This is a genomic window from Nitrosomonas ureae (assembly GCF_900206265.1).
GTDB classification, from domain to species: domain Bacteria; phylum Pseudomonadota; class Gammaproteobacteria; order Burkholderiales; family Nitrosomonadaceae; genus Nitrosomonas; species Nitrosomonas ureae_C.
Genome location: NZ_LT907782.1, coordinates 2,365,240 through 2,385,262 on the forward strand (window position 1 = coordinate 2,365,240; position 20,023 = coordinate 2,385,262).

Genomic DNA, 20,023 nt, shown 5'->3' on the forward strand with positions numbered 1-20,023 from the left:
TCCTGATTGATTAAATCGTAAGCAAGTATTGCTAAATCTTTACATACAAAAACTCAGGTGCCATTGCTTGCATCCTGAGTTCTGCGGTTCAAATCTGTTGTGTGAGTGAATAGATGAGTATTAAATCTATTTGAGTGCCGCAATAATCTGATCGCGAATCTCTTCAACTGTACCTATTCCGGCTATTTTGATATAGCGGGGCGCGTCTTTTCCGCCGTGTGCCGACCACTGTGAATAATACGCCACCAACGGTTCTGTTTGTTCGTGATAGACCTCTAAGCGTTTCCGGACTGTTTCTTCCTTATCATCGTCGCGCTGTATAAGGGGTTCATCTGTTACATCGTCCCGGCCAGCTGATTTGGGTGGATTGAAATCTACATGATAAGTGCGACCGGAAGCGGGATGTACTCTTCGACCCGACATGCGTTTAACGATTTCAGCATCGTCAACATCTATCTCGACCACAAAATCAATCGGCACACCTGCTGCCTTCATCGCGTCAGCTTGTGGAATCGTGCGGGGAAAACCATCAAATAGAAAGCCATTTGCACAATCCGATTGCGCGATGCGCTCTTTGACTAAGTTAATGATGATGTCATCAGAAACCAATCCGCCGGAATCCATGATTTTTTTCGCCATGATGCCTAATTCCGTGCCTGCTTTCACGGCATTGCGCAACATATCACCGGTAGAAATTTGTGGAACACCGAAATGTTCCTTAATATAATTGGCTTGTGTGCCTTTTCCAGCACCTGGACCGCCTAACAAAATGACTCGGATGGCTATTCTCCTTTTATTGCCGATTAGTATTATCGAACGCAGAGACAAAGTATTTTTCTGCGATTTCAACGCCCACGTGAGTGATTATATCGCAGGCAAGCTGGATACTCGAGTATTTTACTATGTTATATCTTAAAGTTAAACAATCTGTCTTAACAAGTTACATTGATACCAAATAGGTTATGCGATAATAATCCAATTGACTCTTAACAGGATAAATCATGGACGAAAATAGAAGTAAAGCGCTTGACGTTGCCCTGGCCCAAATCGAGAAACAATTTGGTAAGGGTTCTATCATGCGGTTGGGCGCTAACGATATCGCTTATGATATACAAGTCGTATCCACCGGGTCGCTGGGGCTTGATATTGCATTAGGTGTAGGCGGATTGCCTCGCGGACGGATTGTCGAAATTTATGGGCCTGAGTCTTCGGGAAAAACGACATTGACGCTCCAGGTTATCGCGGAAATGCAAAAGCTGGGTGGTACAGCGGCTTTTATTGATGCGGAGCACGCATTGGATCCTCAGTACGCACAAAAAATTGGCGTCAACGTGAAAGAATTGTTGATTTCCCAGCCGGATAATGGTGAGCAGGCACTGGAAATTGCCGATATGCTGGTACGCTCGGGTTCCGTCGATATTATCGTGATAGATTCCGTTGCTGCGCTCACGCCTCGGGCGGAAATCGAAGGCGACATGGGTGATCCGCAAATGGGTTTGCAGGCACGGCTAATGTCGCAAGCGCTGCGAAAATTAACAGCCAACATCAAGCGCAGCAATACGATGGTTATTTTTATCAACCAGATTCGCATGAAAATCGGAGTTATGTTTGGCAACCCTGAGACCACCACGGGCGGGAATGCGCTAAAATTTTACGCTTCGGTGCGCTTGGATATTCGCCGCACCGGATCGATCAAAAAAGGTGACGAAACCATCGGTAATGAAACTCGTGTGAAAGTGGTCAAGAATAAGGTTGCTCCTCCCTTCAAACAGGCGGACTTTGATATTCTTTATGGAGAGGGTATTTCGCGCGAGAGCGAAATTATTGAACTGGGCGTATTGCATAAACTGATCGACAAAGCGGGGGCCTGGTATGCCTATAAAGGGGAGAAAATAGGTCAGGGTAAAGATAATGTGCGTGATTATCTGAAAGAACATAAAGACATCGCTTTGGAAATTGAACAAAAAATTCGTTCGATTGTAGGCATCGCTGATCAAGCCAGTCCCGTGAAAGAAAAAATTGAGAAAGAGAAGTAAATTTTGTGAGCGCTCGTACTCCATTGGAAATTCGCGCACTGCGCATGCTTGCCCGGCGTGAGCATTCACGTCAGGAGTTGGAGCAAAAGCTTGCTGCGCATAGGGAATCCTGTGAAACGGACGAGCTTGCAGAGGTATTGGATACGTTGGAACAACAGGGCTATTTGTCGGAGCAACGTGCGGTGGAACAGATTGCACGTACTCGTCGAGCGCGCTTCGGAAGTCATCGAATCGTTCATGAACTCAAGGCAAAAGGAATAGATTCTCATTGGATAGACAATATCCTGCCGACCCTCAAGGAAACCGAATTGGAAGCCGCGCTCTACATCTGGAGCAAGAAATTCGATCATCCGCCAGCTTCCAAGGAAGAGCGCAGTAAGCAGGTGCGTTTTATGATGAATAGGGGTTTTTCCATGGAAACCATACGGCAAGTTTTCGCACAAGTGGGCGAGGCCAGCACATGAAGGGAAATTGGGGAAAGATAATCCTTTTCTGGGCGATACTGTTAATGGGTTTGCAAGTTCAGGCATCTGAGATTACCCTAATTCAGGAAATCAATGCCGCACCGGTGGATTTTGATGGCAAGGAAGTCAGATTAAAGGGCGTTCCCAAGGATCCCACGCGCTTGCCTTTTGTCAATTTGAAGATGTATGTGCTGGAAGACAGCAGCGGAGAAATTACGGTGCTAACCGAATTTGATTTACCTAAAATGAACGAGGAAATCACTATCCGGGTTAAAGTCAAAAGCCTGGCGATCGTCAAAGGCGAAGCGGTGGGTTTGACAGTAACTGAATTAGAACGATACGAGCGGCAGCAGGAAATATGAAAAGCAGCGAAATAAGACAGAAGTTTCTCGAGTTTTTTGAATCGCAAGGGCATACCGTTGTTTCATCCAGCCCTTTGGTACCGGGCAATGATCCGACGCTTTTGTTCACCAATGCGGGCATGGTGCAATTCAAGGATGTTTTTCTTGGGCAGGATAAGTGCCCTTATGTGCGCGCTGTCAGTTCACAACGCTGCGTTCGTGCCGGGGGCAAGCATAATGATCTGGAGAATGTCGGATATACGGCAAGGCATCATACTTTCTTCGAAATGCTCGGCAACTTTAGTTTCGGTGATTACTTCAAACGTGACGCCATTCTGTTTGCGTGGGATTTTCTCACCCATATCCTCAATATTCCGCACGAGAAATTATGGGTTACGGTTTACGCTGAGGACGATGAAGCGGCAAGCATCTGGTTGAACGAAGTCGGCGTCGAACCATCCCGTGTGGTGCGGATTGCCACGATGGATAATTTCTGGCAAATGGGTGATACAGGTCCTTGTGGCCCGTGCTCAGAAATTTTTTATGATCACGGGCCGGATGTTCAAGGAGGCCCGCCAGGTTCTGCCGATGCCGACGGTGACCGCTACATTGAAATCTGGAATCTGGTATTCATGCAATACAACCGCGATAGCGCAGGCGTGTTGCATCCGTTGCCGAAACCGTCGGTCGATACGGGCATGGGGCTGGAGCGCATCTCTGCCGTGATGCAGCATGTGCACAGTAATTACGACATCGACCTGTTCCAGAGTTTGATCAAAGCTGCGGCGCGCGTGACCAACACCAGCAATCTTGACAATAACTCGCTCAAAGTCATTGCCGACCATATCCGCGCGTGTTCGTTTCTGATTGCCGACAGCGTTATTCCGGGCAGCGAAGGACGCGGTTATGTCTTGCGCCGCATCATTCGTCGTGCCATCCGGCATGGTTACAAGCTGGGGCAGAAACAACCTTTCTTTCATCAATTGGTGGAAGATTTGAATCAAGTGATGGGGCAAGCTTATCCTGAACTGACCGCTGCCAAGGCACGGGTAGCCGCCGTATTGCTGCAAGAAGAAGAACGTTTCGCTGAGACCCTGGAAAACGGGATGCAAATTCTGGAAACCGCCCTCAGACAGGATATCCAGGTATTGGATGGTGAAACGGCATTCCGGCTCTACGATACCTTCGGTTTTCCGATTGATCTGACAGCCGATATCGCGCGAGAACGCGGTATTACCATTGATTACGCAGGATTCGAGCAAGCCATGGCGCGTCAGCGTGAACAAGCGCGCGCCGCGAGCAAATTCACCCTGCAGGAAGGTATCGAATATTCGGGTAGTCAGACTACGTTCTATGGTTACGAGACCCTGCAGCATGAAGGGCAGATAGTGGCCCTTTACAAGCAAGGTAGCGCAGTGGATTCCATTGAGGCTGGGGATGAGGCCGTGGTGGTGTTGGATCAAACGCCTTTTTACGCCGAATCGGGCGGTCAGGTCGGCGATTGCGGTGAATTGCTTGCCGCCAATGGCATCTTCGAAGTCACCGATACGCAGAAAATCCAGGCCGGTGTGTTTGGCCATAAGGGGAGGTTGCATAGCGGACGCCTGATGATCAAGGATACCGTGCAAGCGCGGGTCAATGCACAAACCCGCATCAGCATCGCCAATAATCACTCCGCCACCCATTTGTTGCACGCCGCGCTACGAACGGTATTGGGTACGCATGTGACGCAAAAAGGCTCGCTGGTCGATGCCAACCGGACGCGCTTTGATTTTTCCCATAATGTGCCGCTCACCGCGGATGAGATCCGTGCCATCGAACGGCTGGTCAACGATCAGATCCGCAATAATTGTATCGTCGAAGCGGCCACGATGAAGTACGACGATGCGATCAAGCGCGGGGCGATGGCATTGTTCGGCGAGAAATATTCGGATGTGGTGCGCGTCATCGGCATGGGCGAATTTTCAACGGAATTATGCGGTGGCACGCATGTACCGCAAGTCGGCCAAATCGGCTTGTTTAAAATTGTCACCGAATCCGGCGTCGCTGCCGGTATCCGCCGTGTCGAAGCGGTCACCGGAAAAGCGGCTATCGATTATGTGCAACAACGCGAAGCGCAACTGCTCGAAATCGCGCAGACTTTAAAAACCAATCCACAGGAAGTCACACAAAAAATTGCGCAGATCATTGATAACGTGCGCCACACCGAAAGAGAACTGGCACGCCTTAAAACCAAATTGGCCAGCTCACAAGGTGCCGACCTGGCATCACAAGCGCAAGACGTTAATGGCGTTAAAGTCTTGGCGGTCAATCTGGAAAATGCCGACGCCAAAACCCTGCGCGAAACACTGGATCAATTGAAAGACAAACTTAAAACCTGCGCCATTGTACTCAGTACCGTCTTGGATGGAAAAGTCACGTTGATCGCGGGTGTCAGCGCGGATCTGACGGATCGAATCAAAGCGGGCGAACTGGTCAATTTCGTGGCGCAGCAAGTCGGTGGCAAAGGCGGCGGGCGGGCGGATATGGCGCAAGCGGGCGGTATGCAGCCGGAACAATTGCCGGGGGCACTTAAGGGAGTAAAAGGGTGGGTTGAGAGAAAATTCACGGAGTGATCACAAGATACTTGATTCATTCGCGATATTTTTGATTCGAGGCTTGGCATCTTGTTGTGGATAATTTACTTTCTTCTTTATTGAATAAGGTATTCAAAGGAGAATTGTAAATAAACAATTTAGAGTTTTTCACATATGACAGTACAGATTGTCGAGGTTATTCGCCGTTCCGAACAGGGCATAACGCTGCCTTATATTTGTCGAGGAGATAATGATAAAGTTTATTTTGTCAAAGGAATTGGTGCTGGTTGACGTAGTCAAATTTGTGAATGGATTGCCGGTAATCTCGGATTAGCTCTTGGTTTGCCGATTGCGCCATTTGATATCGTGGAAATACCGGAAGAGTTGATGGAATTGAACTACGTTCTCAATCTAACTGATCTAGGATCAGGTCTTGCTTTTGGTTCTCAACGACAAGAAGTAATGGAATTCAACGTTTCTGTCGTAGATGAGGTATCTGAACAACTTCAACAGGATGTTTTGGCTTTTGATTGGTGGATACGAAACGGTGACCGTCTTCTAACGGAGAAAGGCGGGAATCCCAATTTATTCTGGAATCCTGAAGATCAGGAGTTGATAGTGATTGATCACAATCAGGCTTTTGATGCTGAATTTAATCCTAATGATTTTAATCAGTCTCATATATTTCGATCTCAGAGGCATCGGGTTTTTGGTGACATGCTTCTTCGTCAAGACTATAATCAGCGGTTCTCTTTGGCTCTGAACAATTGGTCAGATATTTGCAATAGCCTACCCAAAGAATGGTTTTTTGCGGATGTAGAAATGACGGTGCCTGTGAATTTTTCATTAGGTGACACCTATAATTTGTTAAAAGAGTACAAAAAAGACGGCTTCTGGACTATCCCATGAATAAAATTGCCTGCCAATATACCATTGTTCGTTTTTCTCCTTTCATTGAAACGGGTGAATTTGCCAATGTGGGCATTGTAATGATGGCTCCCAAACAGCGTTATTTTGCTTTTAAGCTAGAAACACAGCGTTATGGTCGCATAACCAGATTTTTTGAAGAGCTGGATAGAAAACTCTATACTCAAGCAATCTATGTACTCAAAGTTGAACTTAAACGCCTACGTCAGATAATGAAAGCGCATGGCTTCGATCGGCGGCTCAAGGTTAATGATGTGAATTTTGCGCAGCAACTCTTTACAGAACTCATTCGTCCACGAGAAAATATTGTCCGTTTTAGCGAACCCCGTATCGTCTTAGCGGAAAATCTTAAAGAAAAACTCAATGAACTTTTTTCGTTCTATGTTGAGCGAAATTTTGTGACCAAAGAGTATATTGAAACTCGTCTTGAAAAAGGTATCCGAAAGTGGTTATCTCAAGCCAGCATTGGCGAGCGTTTCCAACGATTAGCTGTAGGTGACGATGAGTATGAGGCGATATTTCCTTTTGTCGAGCAAATTGATAATAGACCAGTAAAGATTATCAAACCGTTAAATCTTGCTCAAGAAAAACCTAGCAAGATAATTGATCATGGAAGTCTATGGCGTTCTCGAATCGATGAGCTCAAACGGCGTAAGCAGTTGCCTGGCAAAGTATTATTTACTGTCAGAGGTCCGGAGGAAGATATCGACAACAATCGATACCGCGCTTATAAAGATAGTATAGATAGACTAAAAGATATTGGTGTGAGAATTGAATCTTACGAAAATAAGGAACAAATTATAGAATTTGCTCGTTCTTAATAGAGATTGTGGATTTTGTTGCAAATAATAATGATTTGATATACCAATTATGTTGTCGGCGCTGGGCCTTAAATTGACCAGGAGGAATAGTCTGTAACCATCTAGGCACCTGTGGATAAACGAATGGACTCATTGGATTTTTATTCTCTTTGTGCTTAGATTATCGCTTTTGTGGTTGTTATTTGTGCATCATGAATTCGCTGCTTCATTCTGCAAACATCAGATTAGTGGTAAGGGGTGCATAGTTTATGAGAGCTATTTCGCTGAGCTGCATTCTTTTTCCGCTTTAATTGCATATCGCGCAATATCGGCTGTCATGTCTCGAAAGAAGAATGCAGACTAACGGAGCAGATTCATAATCACAAATCTCGCGATATGTTCCTACGTGATCGCCAGGTGTGCAATCCCCGAGTTGAGATCATGTGATTTGGCTTCGGCGCCTTCGAGTTTGATTTGCAGGCGCAGTTCATTCATCGAGTCGGCATTGCGCAGCGCATCCTCATAACTGATTTTTCCGGCTTCGTAGAGGTCGAACAGCGCCATATCAAAGGTTTGCATGCCCATTTCGCGTGAACTTTTCATGATGGTTTTGATTTCATGCACATTGCCTTTAAAAATCAAATCCGAAATCAACGGTGAGTTGAGCAGGACTTCGATAGCCGCGACCCTGCCCTTACTGTCTTTAGCCGGAATCAACCGTTGTGCCACTAATGAGCGCAGATTCAGCGATAAATCCATCAATAACTGGGCCCTGCGTTCTTCCGGGAAAAAATTGATGATACGATCGAGCGCCTGGTTGGCGCTGTTGGCGTGTAATGTTCCCATGCAAAGATGGCCGGTTTCGGCAAACGCAATCGCGTGTTCCATGGTTTCACGATCGCGGATTTCGCCAATCAATATGACATCGGGCGCTTGCCGCAGCGTGTTTTTCAGCGCCGCTTCCCATGATTCAGTGTCGACTCCCACTTCGCGCTGGGTGATGACACAGTTAATGTGTTCGTGAACATATTCCACCGGATCTTCAATGGTGATGATATGGCCATAGCTGTTCTTGTTGCGATGCCCGATCAATGCTGCCATGGAGGTCGATTTCCCGGAACCGGTTCCACCAACAAAAATCACCAGGCCGCGCTTGCTCATCACAACCTCCTTGAGCACTTGCGGCAGAGCCAAATCATCAAAGTCGGGGATTTTGGTGGTAATCGTTCGTAATACCATGCCCACGCGTTGTTGCTGAACAAACGCATTGACGCGGAAACGTCCGATTCCCGCTGGGTTAATTGCAAAATTGCATTCCTGCGAGGTTTCAAATTCACCGGCTTGTTTCTCATTCATAATCGCTTTGGCTAACATTTCGGTGTGCTGTGCAGTCAGGGATTGCTGAGAGACCGGCGTCATTTTTCCATCGATCTTGAATGCCGGTGGGAATCCGGCTGTAATAAACAAGTCCGAGGCTTTCTTGCTCAGCATTAAACGCAATAAATCTGACATGAATTTTGCTGCTTGTTCGTTGTTCATGGGATGCTCCTGAAATTTTCAATGTATCCGCTTGATTCGATTAAACCCTGAAATTGTCCTTATTCATTGCTTGAGTCCTGGCTTCGGCGACTGATACGACATTGCGTTTTACCAGCTCGGTCAGGTTTTGATCCAATGTTTGCATGCCTGCGTTCTGACCCGTTTGTATCGCCGAATACATCTGCGCAACCTTGCCCTCACGGATTAAATTTCTGATCGCCGGGGTGCCAATCATAATTTCATGCGCGGCGACGCGTCCCTTGCCATCCTTGGTTTTTAACAGAGCTTGGGAAATTACCGCGCGCAAGGATTCGGATAGCATCGCGCGAATCATTTCTTTTTCTTCCGCCGGAAACACGTCGATGACACGATCGATAGTTTTGGCAGCCGAACTGGTATGCAGTGTTCCAAATACCAAGTGGCCGGTCTCGGCGGCGGTCATCGCCAAACGGATGGTTTCAAGGTCGCGCAACTCACCTACCAGGATAATGTCGGGATCTTCACGCAGTGCGGAACGCAATGCATTGGAGAAGCTCAATGTATCGCGACCCACTTCACGCTGATTGATCAAGCATTTCTTGCTTTCGTGCACAAATTCAATCGGATCTTCAAGTGTCAATATATGGCCATACTCGTTTTCATTGATGTCATTGATCATTGCCGCCAGCGTGGTCGATTTTCCTGAACCGGTGGGACCTGTCACTAATACAACGCCGCGCGGTTGCTTGGCAATTTCAGCGAAAATCTTGGGTGCGCGTAAATCCTCCAGACTCAGCACCTTGGATGGAATCGTCCGCATAACCGCCGCTGCGCCGCGTTGTGTATTGAATGCATTTACGCGGAAACGGGCGAGATTCGGTATCGCGAAGGAAAAATCACACTCCAGATGTTCTTCGTAAAATTTACGCTGACCATCATTCATAATGTCATATATCATCGCGTGTACATCTTTATGGCTCATTTCCGGCAAATTGATGCGGCGGATGTCACCGTGCACCCGAATCATCGGTGACATGCCCGCAGATAAATGCAAATCGGAAGCGCCATTTTTAACCACAAAAGCAAGTAGCTCAACAATATTCATTAGATGTCCTCTGAGTGACGATGCGAAGTGTAACGGAATGCTCTGCAAGAACTGATTGTTTTGTCCTGTACAGATTTTCTTAAGAACGTGCTTCGATTGCCTTCAATGCAATCAGTCATGAGTTCGTTTGTTAACGGACAATGCAAATAAAAAATTGAGAGAAGGAGTTAGGAAATAGTGATTTCAGCATTCTTAGTCGGAATGGTTGGAAAGAAGATATTTGTTGTTGCATATCAACTTGTTGAGTGAGGGCTATGGGTAATCAATATAAATTGTGTGAATGCCTTGAGATGTCTTTGATATCTTATTTTCAAGAGCACTAAAGAATATTTCGGGATCAGCGAGAACGGCTCAGGTGATGTTTCATGAAGGGCGCAGCAAATCATGACCCCAATCTTCTACTGCATCGAGTATTTGCTCAGCTTGTTTTTCGGTTTTTCTTGCTTCGCGTAACAAAGCAATCTGCATCGAAAATTCATCAAAAGTAATGCTTCCACCGCCATCTGCGTGCGTCAGGCGCTGTAGCCGCATCAATTCCCATCGGTCCGCTTCTGCTGGTTTTAATGTTTCCGGCCAGTTACGGGCACGGTAGCGGTACAGTAACTCGGGCAACCGTTTGTCATGAAAATTAAATTGCATTTCTCCCAGTTGCTGGGGTGATGCCGCCCGTATCTGCTCTAGTAGTGCTGCATCCGCGTTGTCTAAAAAACCGTCATATAAGGCTACATCGACGTCACCGGACGACTCGAATGTGCGGCTGGTATAGGCCGTCGCCACGCGCTGGAAAAAATCAGGCATTGCGCATAATGTCTGCCAATGCCGGTGACATAGATCCAGATTGAGCGCGATGCGTTCGGCAGCTTCATTATCCAAGGTATTGCGCGGCGCCAGTGCCGGGGATTTATTGATCTTTATCGATTTGACCGGCAGCCGCTGCATGCCCTCGGGCAAGTCGTCGTTACGGGTAAACAGCAACCGGGCCAGATCGTTCGCATTCAGCGACAGGAACATTTCAGGGTCATGGCGCAAGTCGTACACCAATATGCTGTTGTTGTTTCCCGGTTCAACGATCAAAGGCATGACGAGCGAAGTGCAGCCGGTTTTAGCCGGATACATACGTGTGGTGTGCAATACCGGATTGCGCGTGATTAAATCAAGTTGAGCCGCAGCCTTGTGTTTATTGCGCAGTTGCAACAACCAATCAAAAAGGCGTGGTTGTTGCATGCGCAACAGACGCGCCAGGGCAATCGTGACGCGTACGTCGGATAGAGCATCATGCGCGGATTCATGCCAAATGCCATTGGCGGCAACCAGATCTTCCAGTTTGAAGCTGGGTTGCCCGTCTTCATGTTGCGGCCAGGTGATACCGGCCGGACGTAGCGCATACGTCATGCGTACTAAGTCAATGATATCCCAGCGTGAATTACGGTGCTGCCATTCGCGTGCATAGGGATCGTAGAAATTGCGGTACAGGGTAAAACGCGTGACTTCATCGTCAAATCTCAGTGAGTTGTAGCCAACGCCGCAAGTGCCCGGTTGCGCCAATTCGGCGTGGATACGTGCGATGAATTCCGGTTCCGGCAGTCCTTGCGCATCGGCCAGTTGTGGCGTAATGCCGGTGAGCAGACAGGCTTCCGGGTGCGGCAGGAAATCCCGCGCCGGCTTGCAATAGATCATGAGTGGTTCGCCGATTTCATTTAATGCTTCATCGGTGCGTATCCCGGCAAACTGCACCGGCCGATCCCGCCTGGGATCGGAGCCAAACGTTTCGTAGTCATGCCAATAAAAGGTCATCATCATGGTTAATATTCAGATTTGAAAGCACTGGTTCAAAACTCGTTTTACAATAATGCATTGCGCCATTATAGAGATATCTTGCGCAAAATTTTCTCAATCAGATAAAAAGGACACACTATGGCACGTAAACTTATCAGCTCGGGCTCAACCTTTGAAAAGGAAATCGGTTACTCCCGGGCAGTCGTCGAAGGTGATTGGGTTTTGGTATCCGGTACAACCGGTTTTGATTACAGCAAAATGACTATTTCCGATGATCTCCTGGAGCAAGCGGAACAATGCTTTAAGAATATCGAATCGGCATTGCAACAGGCTGGGGCGAGCATGAAAGATGTAGTGCGCGTTACGTATGTGTTTCCCAAAGCGGAGGATTTTGAGAAATGCTGGCCGGTTATGCGCAAGTATCTCGGTGATGTCAGACCCTCGGCGATGATGCTGGCAGCCGGTTTATCCGATCCGCGCATGAAAATTGAAATTCAGGTAACGGCTTATCGCAAGGCGAGGACTGAATGATACGGGAATATATCTTGCGATATCCCTAAAAAGGGAAAAACTTGAATCAGTAATGTTGATACCGGTTTAAAATTGACCACCCATTACGGTTGAAATTTGACCAGGGGAAAATAGAGCGCAGGATACTACGCATCTGTGGATAAGTCGACCAGACTGGATTGGTAATTTGCCTCCTGTTGATGTTTTAGTTTGTTGTAATTGACTACGAATCGACCAGATTTTCTTCTGGAGAATATTTTTCTTTTTCCCGCTGCTGTATTCTGATCTTTGCATTGGCTGTACTTTGTTTGTAGCGGAAAGACTCGTTGCCGGTTTCGATGATGTGGCAATGGTGTGTGAGTCGATCCAGCAGCGCTGTAGTCATTTTGGCGTCGATGAATACGATGCTCCATTCTGCGAATGCGAGGTTGGTGGTGATAATGATACTGGTACGTTCATACAACCTGGAGAGTAGATGAAACAATAGTGCGCCACCGGCTTGTGAGAATGGCAGATAGCCCAGTTCGTCGAGAATGACCAGGTCGATCTGCAACAGCCGCAAGGCAAGCCTGCCTTGTTTGCCCGCTGATTTTTCTTGTTCCAGACTATTGGCCAGATCGATGGCGCTGAAGAAGCGTACCTTTTTATTGTGATGCTGGATGCCTGAAGTGCCGATGGCAATGGCCAGGTGTGTTTTGCCAGTACCGGTGCCGCCGACCAACACCAGGTTCTGTGCAGCGGCTGTAAATTCCATTGTAGCCAGCTGATGAATCAGTTGCTGATCGACTTTGGACTGACTGAAGTCGAAGCCCTGTAAGTGGCGCTGCACCGGGAATCTGGCAGCTTGTGTCTGATAGCGAATGGAACGGAGGTTGCGCTCGGTTGTTTCAGCCTGGAGTAACTGGTTTAGCAGTGTGTCTGCGAAATTAAAACTGTCAGCGACATCGGGCGTATTCTGTTGCCTCAGTTCAGCATAGGAGCTGGCCATGCCATATAATTTCAGCGCTTTGAATTGCGCAAGTATGTCTGACATGCGGCACCTCTTTGGTGTTCAAACGATCATAGCGCGCCGTATCGGCCTGCGGTTCTTCATTGAGTTTCAGTGTTGTTTCCACTGACGCTGGTACGTCGGTGTATTTCAGCCGTGCCAATACATTGGCAACATGCTCGGCACTGGGCACGCCGGATTCCAGCACCAGTTCAACAGCGACCAGCACAGCTTCCAGCCCATGCGTCGGCACCAGGCTGAGCACTTTTGCCATGATTCGATCGGCCTGCTGACGTTCTCTGCGCCTCAGTGCAATCTGCAGTTGCAGCAAAGGTGCCGGTAGTTCGGCGAATGGCGCACCGTTGCGCAAGGCCCCCGGTTTCTTCTCAATGACCGGGATATAGTGCTGCCAGTTATAGCTGACCTGGTCGCTATCCATCAGACGACTATGACAGGCTGCTACGGCATTGTCATGGACGATCTCGATACGGTCGGCATACTGATGAACGGCCACCACCTGATTGACCAGACGACAGGGAACGGAATACCGGTTGCGCAGTAATGTAACCAGACACGTGCTGGATACCCGCGCCAATACTTCGATATAGCCATCGAACGGTGCTGGCATCGGCATCAGGTACAGTTGTTCTTGTTCCAGTGCATCGGCAAGGGTAATGCCCGCATAATCCGGATGCTCGATTTCAGACCACAGTCCGCGACAGCGCGTTCCAAGCCATCTGTTTAAGTCATCGAATGAGCCAAACTGTTGTTGCTTGGCTTCATTCCATATGCGGCGGCGCATATCCTGAACATTCTTCTCGACAACACCCTTTTCCCAGCCGGAAGCCACATTGCAGAAATCAGGATCGAACAGGTAATGTGCCGTCATCGCAAAGAAGCGCGTATTCACCACACGTCCATTGCCCTTAGACACCTTGTCCACGGCGGTCTTCATGTTGTCGTAAATGCCGCGTTTCGGCACACCACCAAAAGTAGTGAATGCCCGGGTATGCGCATCAAACAGCATTTCGTGACTTTGTGACGGATAAGCCGACAACATGAAAGTACGGCTGGCGCATAGCTTGGTATGGGCTGCCAGTACCTTGCGGTGGATGCCGCCGATCACCAGCCATTCTTCGCTCCAGTCAAACTGGAATGCTTCACCCAGCGCAAACTTCAGCGGCACATACGCCGCTTTACTCTGATTCCCTCGATTGCGCCAGTTGCGAACAAAGTCACATACAATCGTATAACCGCCTGTATAACCCTCGTTCAATATCTCTTTGAACAACATCAACGCCGTGCGCCGGTCCTTCTTCGGACGACGCGCATCCGCTTCCAGCGCTAACATTAACCTGGATTCAAACGGTGTCAACTTGCCAGGCTTCTTCGCCCTTTGATATTTAACCGCGCTGTCGCTTGGCACTTTCAACCACTTCTTGACCGTGTTCCGCGACAAACTCGTTCTTCGTTGAATCTCATTAATTGACAGATGTTCACGGTAAAACATCCGTCGTATCTTTGCATACATAACCATGGTAATCACCTCTTAAATTCTCCTGCCTAAAATTTAAGCAGGATACGGAAATTACCTGGTCAATTTTCAACCGTTACAACTAGCCTTTTCTGGTCAATTTTCGACCGGTGTCAACATCAGTAAGAATTTCTATGAGTGAGCGTTTGTATCATCGTTGATCTACTGCGATCCAAAAGGTGAAGCGCCTTTAGCGGGTGCTGGAGAAGATGGTGAGGCGAAAGGCGAAGCCGATGAACCCTGAGAGGATTGCGGTGAAAGAGGCGAGCCTTTTGCTGGTGCTGCTCCAGAGGCACTGGGTTGATTCTGCGGCGATGCCGCTCCTTTAGCACCGGTGCCTTCTCCAGGTTTGTAGATGAATTTCCAATCCTGATAGGTTTTAGCTTCAGAGAACTTGGCGTAAACCTCGGGAAATTTATCTTTTTTTATGGGTTTCCTTTCCGAAAGACTATATACCCCGATGATTCTTTTTCCAATGTTAGAGCTCATTCCGGAACTAGTTGTTGATGCCGGATTATTGCCGGAAGCTGGGCCGGTAGTACTACCCGTTGCCGGATTGGCATTAGGAGCTAAACCGGAACTCGTTGCTGCGCCTGGATTTGCAGTGGCGGTCGGATTGTTCGAGGTTGTACCTGCACCCGAAGTTGCACCCATTCCTGACGCTGTGCTTGGGTTCGTGGTTGAGCTGGGATTTGTTCCCGATTTCTGGTTCGACGCGGCGTTGCTTTGCGATGCTGCGGCACCTGCCTGGGTATTGGCCGGAGTTTCCTCAATCAGACCCCATTCTTCAGAGTTGGTGATCGGATCCAGGTAGATTTTACGGATATGACGTTGAATATTGATAGCCCGGCTATCTTGCAATAAGTCTTCCAATTTTTCCGGGTATTGCTTTGTCCCGGTATTATGGTATGACATGATGGCTTTGCGGAATTGTTCCCCGATGAACAGCAGCTCAGCTTCCTTATCGCGCTGGGATTTGGCTTGCCATACCTGTGCTGCTCCTGCCATGATAACCCCGGACAGGGCGACCGAAAATAATGCCCAGAGATAGACGAAGCCATTTTCTAACCGTGACATTCCGATTCCGAAGAAATTTGACTGCGCGAGAACCGCTTACCATTCTTCATAGTATGTGCCGTCCTCCGCCTGGCCGGTATAGCCACTATGAACATCATAAACGCCTGATTCCGTTTCATTCTTGGGGGGCATGACAATCCAGGTTTGGTTGCTCTCGGTAAATGGGTCTATCGGAACTCTGCGTAAATAGTGCTTGTCCACCAGTTCTTCCAGATCAATCGGATATTTTCCGGTATCGGAATAAAATTGATCGATTGCACTCCGCATAATGACGAGATCTTGTCGCAATACGGCTTCTTTGGCTTTGTCAAGTGAGCTGAAATAACGGGGGGCTACCAGGCTCAATAACGTGGCAACGATAGCCATGACCACTAACAACTCGATCAAGGTAAATCCCCGCCATCTCAGATTTTTTGGCATACGATCGATCACCATTGCCGATAAGGGATACCATTCATACCGATGGCTTCCGAGCGTGAAAAAACATCAAAAACATCATCACCTTCTTTGGGGCTATCCCAAGGACTCTCATAGCTGCGCTTTCCCCAGGTTTCTTCTGCCGGCGTCAATTGTATACCGTCAATTTCCAATTCTGTGAACATAGGGTCCCGGGGTAAGCGGCGCAAAAAATAGATAATTTTCTTTTTGGGATCCTTGATATCCGGCACGCCCATATACAGCTCTTCAAGCCGGGGAGGATAGCCGGATTCATCCACTTTCTTGGCGATGCGCCCTTCGTCGGTAGCTTGCTTGTACGCATCGATTGCCGTACGTATCTGCCGCAAGGCAACACGTAACTCTTGCTCCTTTTCCCGCTTGATCATGAGTTCCCGTAACGGCATCGCTGCCGTCGCCAGAATTCCCATGATGGCTACCACGATCATCAACTCAATCAGCGTGAAACCTTTGGATTTACGAAAAATCGTCAATGAGCTCCGCATGAAAATTATTTAATATTTACAGTTGCGGTTGCAGGCAGCGCCACATCAACGGATTCTCCGGTTTCCAGATCTTCGGCAGAGACATTCTGAATACTGATTTCCGTGATGCTGGGATTGGCTGCAATCACTTTAAATCGTACTTGCGTAGCCAGGCCGGTCGTTTGATCCCTGCCCAGCTTGATAGTGCGCGTGCCGGACTTATCCCCGCCGTCGAGCGCTTCCAGGACACTGGCCTCGTAATTTAACTGCAGCTCGGTATTAACCATTGGTTTTGCACCGACCAGCCGCACATTGACCGAAAACTCCTTATCCAAACCGACTGTGGTCGGTGCCTGCATGGTCAATGTCGGCGTCGTTGCTGCAACATTGGCAAAAGGATTGGGAATGTCCGACTCTTCCCGTGCCGCGGCAAAGGCATTCAGACCTCTCGCAGCCGCTGCACCGGAACCTGAGCCGGTGGGTGCAATTGCCAGAGACTGCGCCGCAGTTTTTTGGATGGCAACCGGTAATTTACCGGCTTCGCTGGCGGTGCCGAAGTGGTATTCGCTTTCCATATTGGCTGGCTTGGGAATATTGCGGATGATACGCGGTGTAATTAATAACACTACTTCCGTTTTTTTTCTGTCAACTCTTTGACCTGATGTCAATCGGTCAAGGATTGGAATATTTAACAGTCCAGCTAAACCAGACACATCTCGCCTTTCGTCGTTCTGAATCAAACCGGCAATGACTTGGGTTTCTCCGTCTTTCAAGGTCAGCAAAGTTTCAGCGCTACGGTTTCCTACCACTGGAGCTCTTGGTGCGCTTGATGCACCAGCAGCTGATGGTCCCGTTTCAAAGCCTGTGATGTTACTTACTTCAAGTGTCACCTTCATGGTCACGTCATCATTCAAGCCAATACGTGGTTCAACATCCAATTTAATTCCAATATCAATAAACGTCGGGGTTGAAGTCACAATCGAATTAATGCCTGGTTGAACATTGGCTGTGAACACAGGTTGTTTTGTACCAATATGGATTTTTGCTTTCTCACGATTACTAACCCGGATTCTGGGATTTGCCAGTATGTCGGCATTGGTAAGGCTTTGGGCAAAATCAATTACGGCTTGATTTGAAATTGTAAAGCTCTTAAGGCCTAGTGCTCCTGAGCCAATCTGATTGAGATTAGCAGTTCCAGGAATTGCTCCTGCTCCTGCTGCCGTTAAGCCACTAAAAGTCACAGACTGAGGAAGTTTAGGTCCTAAAGTGAACAGATTGTTGCGGGTAATTTCAAGCACTGCAACATCCAACATGACTTCTGGTTCAGCCAGATCGTTTAATGAGACAAGTCGTTCTGTTAAACGAATGGCTTCGAGTGTATCACGCATGATGAACAAATTAAGCTGTTCATTGACATAAATATCTTTGGCTTTGACGATGCCTCTGACCATTGCGACCATTTGTTTCACATCCGTATATGCGACCTGAAAGCTGCGTACGACCAATTCCTGATAATCTTTTAGCTTGGCTGGCGTATTCGGATAAATCAATAATGAATTACTATTGAGTACCTTGTAAGCCAATTGATTGGTCGTCAGGATTAATTTGAGAATATCTTCAATGGTGTTGTCGCGTACAAAAATAGAAATCTTGCCGTCTTGTCGAATATCCTTGTCAAATACAAAGTTGATGCCGGCGGTGCGCGACATGATTTCAAATACCGATCTTAAATCAGCATCCTTAAACTCCATCGATACCGATTTTTTAAAGGCGGACTCCAACGCCAAATCAGTTACCTCAGGGCGGGACAAATTCGCATTGATCTGAGCAATCAACTGTCGAGCATGCGATTGCTGGGGATTTTCCTGCAAAATAGCCCGGACCATTGTTTCCGCGCCTTTAAAATCATTACGTACCAATAATGCTCTTGCAGCATCGACCGCAGCAATATGGCGACGTTCCAGCTTCACCGCATCAATACCTTCTTTTGCGCGTTCATGAAATGGATATAAATTCAGAACACGCTGATACTGCTGCTCGGCCTGATCCAAATCACCGGAAAAACGAAATCCATCAGCTTCTAGGAGTATTTTGCTAATTACATCTTCGCGTAGACGGATCAACATTGTTCGAATTTCTTTATTGTCAGGTTCTTCGCGTTGTGCTTGTTCTAATTTTGCAAGCCCGTTCTCAAACTGGCCTTGAGCAATCAGCTTTTGCCCGTCATCAAACGCAGTATTCCGGGTACCGAATGTTCGGTTATTGATCGCGCATCCTGCAATCGATATGAACAGAAGGATAAGGACAATCGTTTTCCAGCTTCTCATCAGAAAGTTCCTGCCATTTGATTGTTGATTGTAAGTGTTTGTTTGATATTCAGCGGCAAATAAGTCATCGTGATGGCATTGTCATTGATCGAGTCGAGCCGGTAGGTATCGTTGATTTTCCCGCCAATCTTGGTAATGAGATTCTCTCCGGATTGGGAAAGGAACACCCAGGTTTCATTATCCGCAATTGCTTTACCGGCGTATTTGAATTGTAAAGGCGGTGCGGTAGGTGTGAGAGGGGCCGAAACTTTTGTGGCTTGCGCTATTTTAGCCGCTTGTTCTTCGGGATCGTCAATAACGACGCGCTTCGGTACCCAATTTGTCGACATGAAAAGCTCACCGGCAAGCGGACTGAATTTTCGCTGTCCGAGCTTACTCACATCCAGTTGTGCAGCAGCATTCGGGTCAGCTCTTTTGGTTCTGTCCTGAGCCGTTCTGCCCGATTGCAGGGTTTCCGGAACATGGAACTCAGGTTCATCGTCGACCTCGACCAAAGCCGCCGCGATCAATGTCGCTATCAGTGTTCCGCCAATGATTATTTTGCGTTTTTTTTCCGCTGCATCCATTGTGTTATTTATTCATGTAAAGATTAATTTCCAGCCGCACTTCAAGTTTATCCATGGCCGTGCTTTCACGTTTCATGGCGATCGCCGATATGGCCATCGCCGGAACAGTTTCCAGGGCATCGGCAATAAAGGCGCGAATCTGGGAGTATTTACCTCTTACGGGTAGCACCATCTCATAGCGCGCCATACGGGCATCTTTTTCATTAATCAACCGATATTCACTGCTGGTCAGCTCCACACCTTGCTTCTTAGCTATTCGCACCAATTCACGAATCCAGAAGGGCGAAGAATCCACTCGCGGGAAGAAATCATAAAATACTTGTAACGCTTGATCACCGCTCATTTTTTTTCCGGCTTCGGCATCTCCGCCCTCACCAGGGTTATTTTTCGATACCGCTTGCGCTTGCAGCATGACAGCTCGATCTTTGAGCTGTTGCAACTCTGTAGCTTGTGGCATCACGACCAAAAAATAATAAATACCTGCTGCCAACATCAAACCTATACCGATCTTGCCCAGATTGCCCAAGCGTTCCAGTTGCCAGCGCAGCAATGGCATGA

At 47.8% G+C, this 20,023-nt stretch carries 18 protein-coding genes and 1 pseudogene; 7 read left to right on the forward strand and 12 right to left on the reverse strand.

Going from position 1 to position 20,023, the window contains the following annotated elements; genetic code table 11:
- Positions 1-126 precede the first annotated feature (126 nt).
- Positions 127-780, reverse strand: coding sequence for an adenylate kinase (gene adk / locus CPG39_RS10965; RefSeq protein WP_096294321.1), 654 nt, complete (start codon positions 778-780; stop codon positions 127-129).
- 221 nt (positions 781-1,001) lie between these two features.
- Between adk and recA the strand changes: the two genes are divergently transcribed.
- The 6 genes and pseudogenes from recA (at position 1,002) to CPG39_RS10995 (ending at position 7,165) form a co-directional block, all read left to right on the forward strand.
- The gene (gene recA / locus CPG39_RS10970) at positions 1,002-2,036 is read left to right on the forward strand and encodes a recombinase RecA (RefSeq protein WP_096293482.1); all 1,035 of its coding nucleotides are present in this window, start codon (positions 1,002-1,004) and stop codon (positions 2,034-2,036) included.
- 5 nt (positions 2,037-2,041) lie between these two features.
- Complete coding sequence (recX, locus tag CPG39_RS10975) at positions 2,042-2,500, forward strand: recombination regulator RecX (protein ID WP_096293483.1); 459 nt, start codon at positions 2,042-2,044, stop codon at positions 2,498-2,500.
- Positions 2,497-2,862, forward strand: coding sequence for a hypothetical protein (locus tag CPG39_RS10980; RefSeq protein WP_096293484.1), 366 nt, complete (start codon positions 2,497-2,499; stop codon positions 2,860-2,862). Before recX ends, CPG39_RS10980 begins: the two co-directional genes overlap by 4 nt.
- A complete protein-coding gene (gene alaS, locus CPG39_RS10985) occupies positions 2,859-5,456 on the forward strand; it encodes an alanine--tRNA ligase (RefSeq protein ID WP_096293486.1) in 2,598 nt (865 codons plus the stop codon). Before CPG39_RS10980 ends, alaS begins: the two co-directional genes overlap by 4 nt.
- 135 nt (positions 5,457-5,591) lie before the next feature.
- Positions 5,592-6,326, forward strand: a pseudogene (locus tag CPG39_RS10990) (HipA family kinase).
- Positions 6,323-7,165 (forward strand): DUF3037 domain-containing protein, encoded by an 843-nt coding sequence (locus CPG39_RS10995; RefSeq protein ID WP_096293488.1) that lies wholly within the window; start codon positions 6,323-6,325, stop codon positions 7,163-7,165. The pseudogene CPG39_RS10990 and the gene CPG39_RS10995 overlap by 4 nt, the downstream one beginning before the upstream one ends.
- Positions 7,166-7,546: 381 nt before the next feature.
- On the opposite strand, the gene CPG39_RS11000 is transcribed toward CPG39_RS10995, so the two are convergent.
- The 3 genes from CPG39_RS11000 to sbcB form a co-directional block, all read right to left on the reverse strand.
- The gene (locus CPG39_RS11000) at positions 7,547-8,683 is read right to left on the reverse strand and encodes a PilT/PilU family type 4a pilus ATPase (protein WP_096293490.1); all 1,137 of its coding nucleotides are present in this window, start codon (positions 8,681-8,683) and stop codon (positions 7,547-7,549) included.
- A gap of 40 nt (positions 8,684-8,723) precedes the next feature.
- A complete protein-coding gene (locus CPG39_RS11005) occupies positions 8,724-9,767 on the reverse strand; it encodes a type IV pilus twitching motility protein PilT (protein WP_096293492.1) in 1,044 nt (347 codons plus the stop codon).
- Positions 9,768-10,130: 363 nt separating this feature from the next.
- Positions 10,131-11,567, reverse strand: coding sequence for an exodeoxyribonuclease I (sbcB, locus tag CPG39_RS11010; protein ID WP_096293493.1), 1,437 nt, complete (start codon positions 11,565-11,567; stop codon positions 10,131-10,133).
- Between the two features lie 114 nt (positions 11,568-11,681).
- Here sbcB and CPG39_RS11015 point away from each other — a divergent pair, with 114 nt between their 5' ends.
- Positions 11,682-12,074, forward strand: coding sequence for a RidA family protein (locus tag CPG39_RS11015; protein WP_096293495.1), 393 nt, complete (start codon positions 11,682-11,684; stop codon positions 12,072-12,074).
- A 202-nt stretch (positions 12,075-12,276) separates the two neighbouring features.
- On the opposite strand, the gene istB is transcribed toward CPG39_RS11015, so the two are convergent.
- The 8 genes from istB to CPG39_RS11055 form a co-directional block, all read right to left on the reverse strand.
- Entirely contained in the window at positions 12,277-13,086 is an 810-nt protein-coding gene (gene istB, locus CPG39_RS11020; RefSeq protein ID WP_096291694.1) for an IS21-like element helper ATPase IstB, read from the reverse strand.
- A complete protein-coding gene (istA, locus tag CPG39_RS11025) occupies positions 13,022-14,578 on the reverse strand; it encodes an IS21 family transposase (protein ID WP_096293496.1) in 1,557 nt (518 codons plus the stop codon). The genes istB and istA overlap by 65 nt, the downstream gene beginning before the upstream one ends.
- A gap of 159 nt (positions 14,579-14,737) precedes the next feature.
- A complete protein-coding gene (locus tag CPG39_RS11030; RefSeq protein ID WP_096293498.1) occupies positions 14,738-15,652 on the reverse strand; it encodes a hypothetical protein in 915 nt (304 codons plus the stop codon).
- Positions 15,653-15,688: 36 nt separating this feature from the next.
- Positions 15,689-16,072 carry a type II secretion system protein gene (locus tag CPG39_RS11035; protein WP_041363214.1) on the reverse strand — a complete coding sequence of 128 codons (384 nt, stop codon included), beginning with the start codon at positions 16,070-16,072 and terminating at the stop codon, positions 15,689-15,691.
- A gap of 8 nt (positions 16,073-16,080) precedes the next feature.
- On the reverse strand, positions 16,081-16,593 hold the full coding sequence (locus tag CPG39_RS11040; protein WP_013648658.1) for a type IV pilin protein: 513 nt from the start codon (positions 16,591-16,593) through the stop codon (positions 16,081-16,083).
- Positions 16,594-16,598: 5 nt separating this feature from the next.
- On the reverse strand, positions 16,599-18,899 hold the full coding sequence (locus CPG39_RS11045) for a secretin and TonB N-terminal domain-containing protein (protein WP_096293500.1): 2,301 nt from the start codon (positions 18,897-18,899) through the stop codon (positions 16,599-16,601).
- Complete coding sequence (locus CPG39_RS11050) at positions 18,899-19,465, reverse strand: hypothetical protein (RefSeq protein WP_096293502.1); 567 nt, start codon at positions 19,463-19,465, stop codon at positions 18,899-18,901. Before CPG39_RS11050 ends, CPG39_RS11045 begins: the two co-directional genes overlap by 1 nt.
- 4 nt (positions 19,466-19,469) lie before the next feature.
- Positions 19,470-20,021, reverse strand: a complete 552-nt coding sequence (locus CPG39_RS11055) for a hypothetical protein (RefSeq protein ID WP_096293504.1) — start codon at positions 20,019-20,021, stop codon at positions 19,470-19,472.
- Positions 20,022-20,023 lie beyond the last annotated feature (2 nt).

What these genes read in the sequence shown, in the direction of transcription:
- recA (WP_096293482.1), top strand. Translation starts at nt 1,002, where the DNA reads ATGGACGAAAATAGAAGTAAAGCGCTTGACGTTGCCCTGGCCCAAATC.
- CPG39_RS10980 (WP_096293484.1), top strand. Translation starts at nt 2,497, where the DNA reads ATGAAGGGAAATTGGGGAAAGATAATCCTTTTCTGGGCGATACTGTTA.
- alaS (WP_096293486.1), top strand. Translation starts at nt 2,859, where the DNA reads ATGAAAAGCAGCGAAATAAGACAGAAGTTTCTCGAGTTTTTTGAATCG.
- CPG39_RS10995 (WP_096293488.1), top strand. Translation starts at nt 6,323, where the DNA reads ATGAATAAAATTGCCTGCCAATATACCATTGTTCGTTTTTCTCCTTTC.
- CPG39_RS11000 (WP_096293490.1), bottom strand. Translation starts at nt 8,683, where the DNA reads ATGAACAACGAACAAGCAGCAAAATTCATGTCAGATTTATTGCGTTTA.
- CPG39_RS11005 (WP_096293492.1), bottom strand. Translation starts at nt 9,767, where the DNA reads ATGAATATTGTTGAGCTACTTGCTTTTGTGGTTAAAAATGGCGCTTCC.
- sbcB (WP_096293493.1), bottom strand. Translation starts at nt 11,567, where the DNA reads ATGATGATGACCTTTTATTGGCATGACTACGAAACGTTTGGCTCCGAT.
- CPG39_RS11015 (WP_096293495.1), top strand. Translation starts at nt 11,682, where the DNA reads ATGGCACGTAAACTTATCAGCTCGGGCTCAACCTTTGAAAAGGAAATC.
- istB (WP_096291694.1), bottom strand. Translation starts at nt 13,086, where the DNA reads ATGTCAGACATACTTGCGCAATTCAAAGCGCTGAAATTATATGGCATG.
- istA (WP_096293496.1), bottom strand. Translation starts at nt 14,578, where the DNA reads ATGGTTATGTATGCAAAGATACGACGGATGTTTTACCGTGAACATCTG.
- CPG39_RS11030 (WP_096293498.1), bottom strand. Translation starts at nt 15,652, where the DNA reads ATGTCACGGTTAGAAAATGGCTTCGTCTATCTCTGGGCATTATTTTCG.
- CPG39_RS11035 (WP_041363214.1), bottom strand. Translation starts at nt 16,072, where the DNA reads ATGCCAAAAAATCTGAGATGGCGGGGATTTACCTTGATCGAGTTGTTA.
- CPG39_RS11040 (WP_013648658.1), bottom strand. Translation starts at nt 16,593, where the DNA reads ATGCGGAGCTCATTGACGATTTTTCGTAAATCCAAAGGTTTCACGCTG.
- CPG39_RS11045 (WP_096293500.1), bottom strand. Translation starts at nt 18,899, where the DNA reads ATGAGAAGCTGGAAAACGATTGTCCTTATCCTTCTGTTCATATCGATT.
- CPG39_RS11050 (WP_096293502.1), bottom strand. Translation starts at nt 19,465, where the DNA reads ATGGATGCAGCGGAAAAAAAACGCAAAATAATCATTGGCGGAACACTG.
- CPG39_RS11055 (WP_096293504.1), bottom strand. Translation starts at nt 20,021, where the DNA reads ATGCCATTGCTGCGCTGGCAACTGGAACGCTTGGGCAATCTGGGCAAG.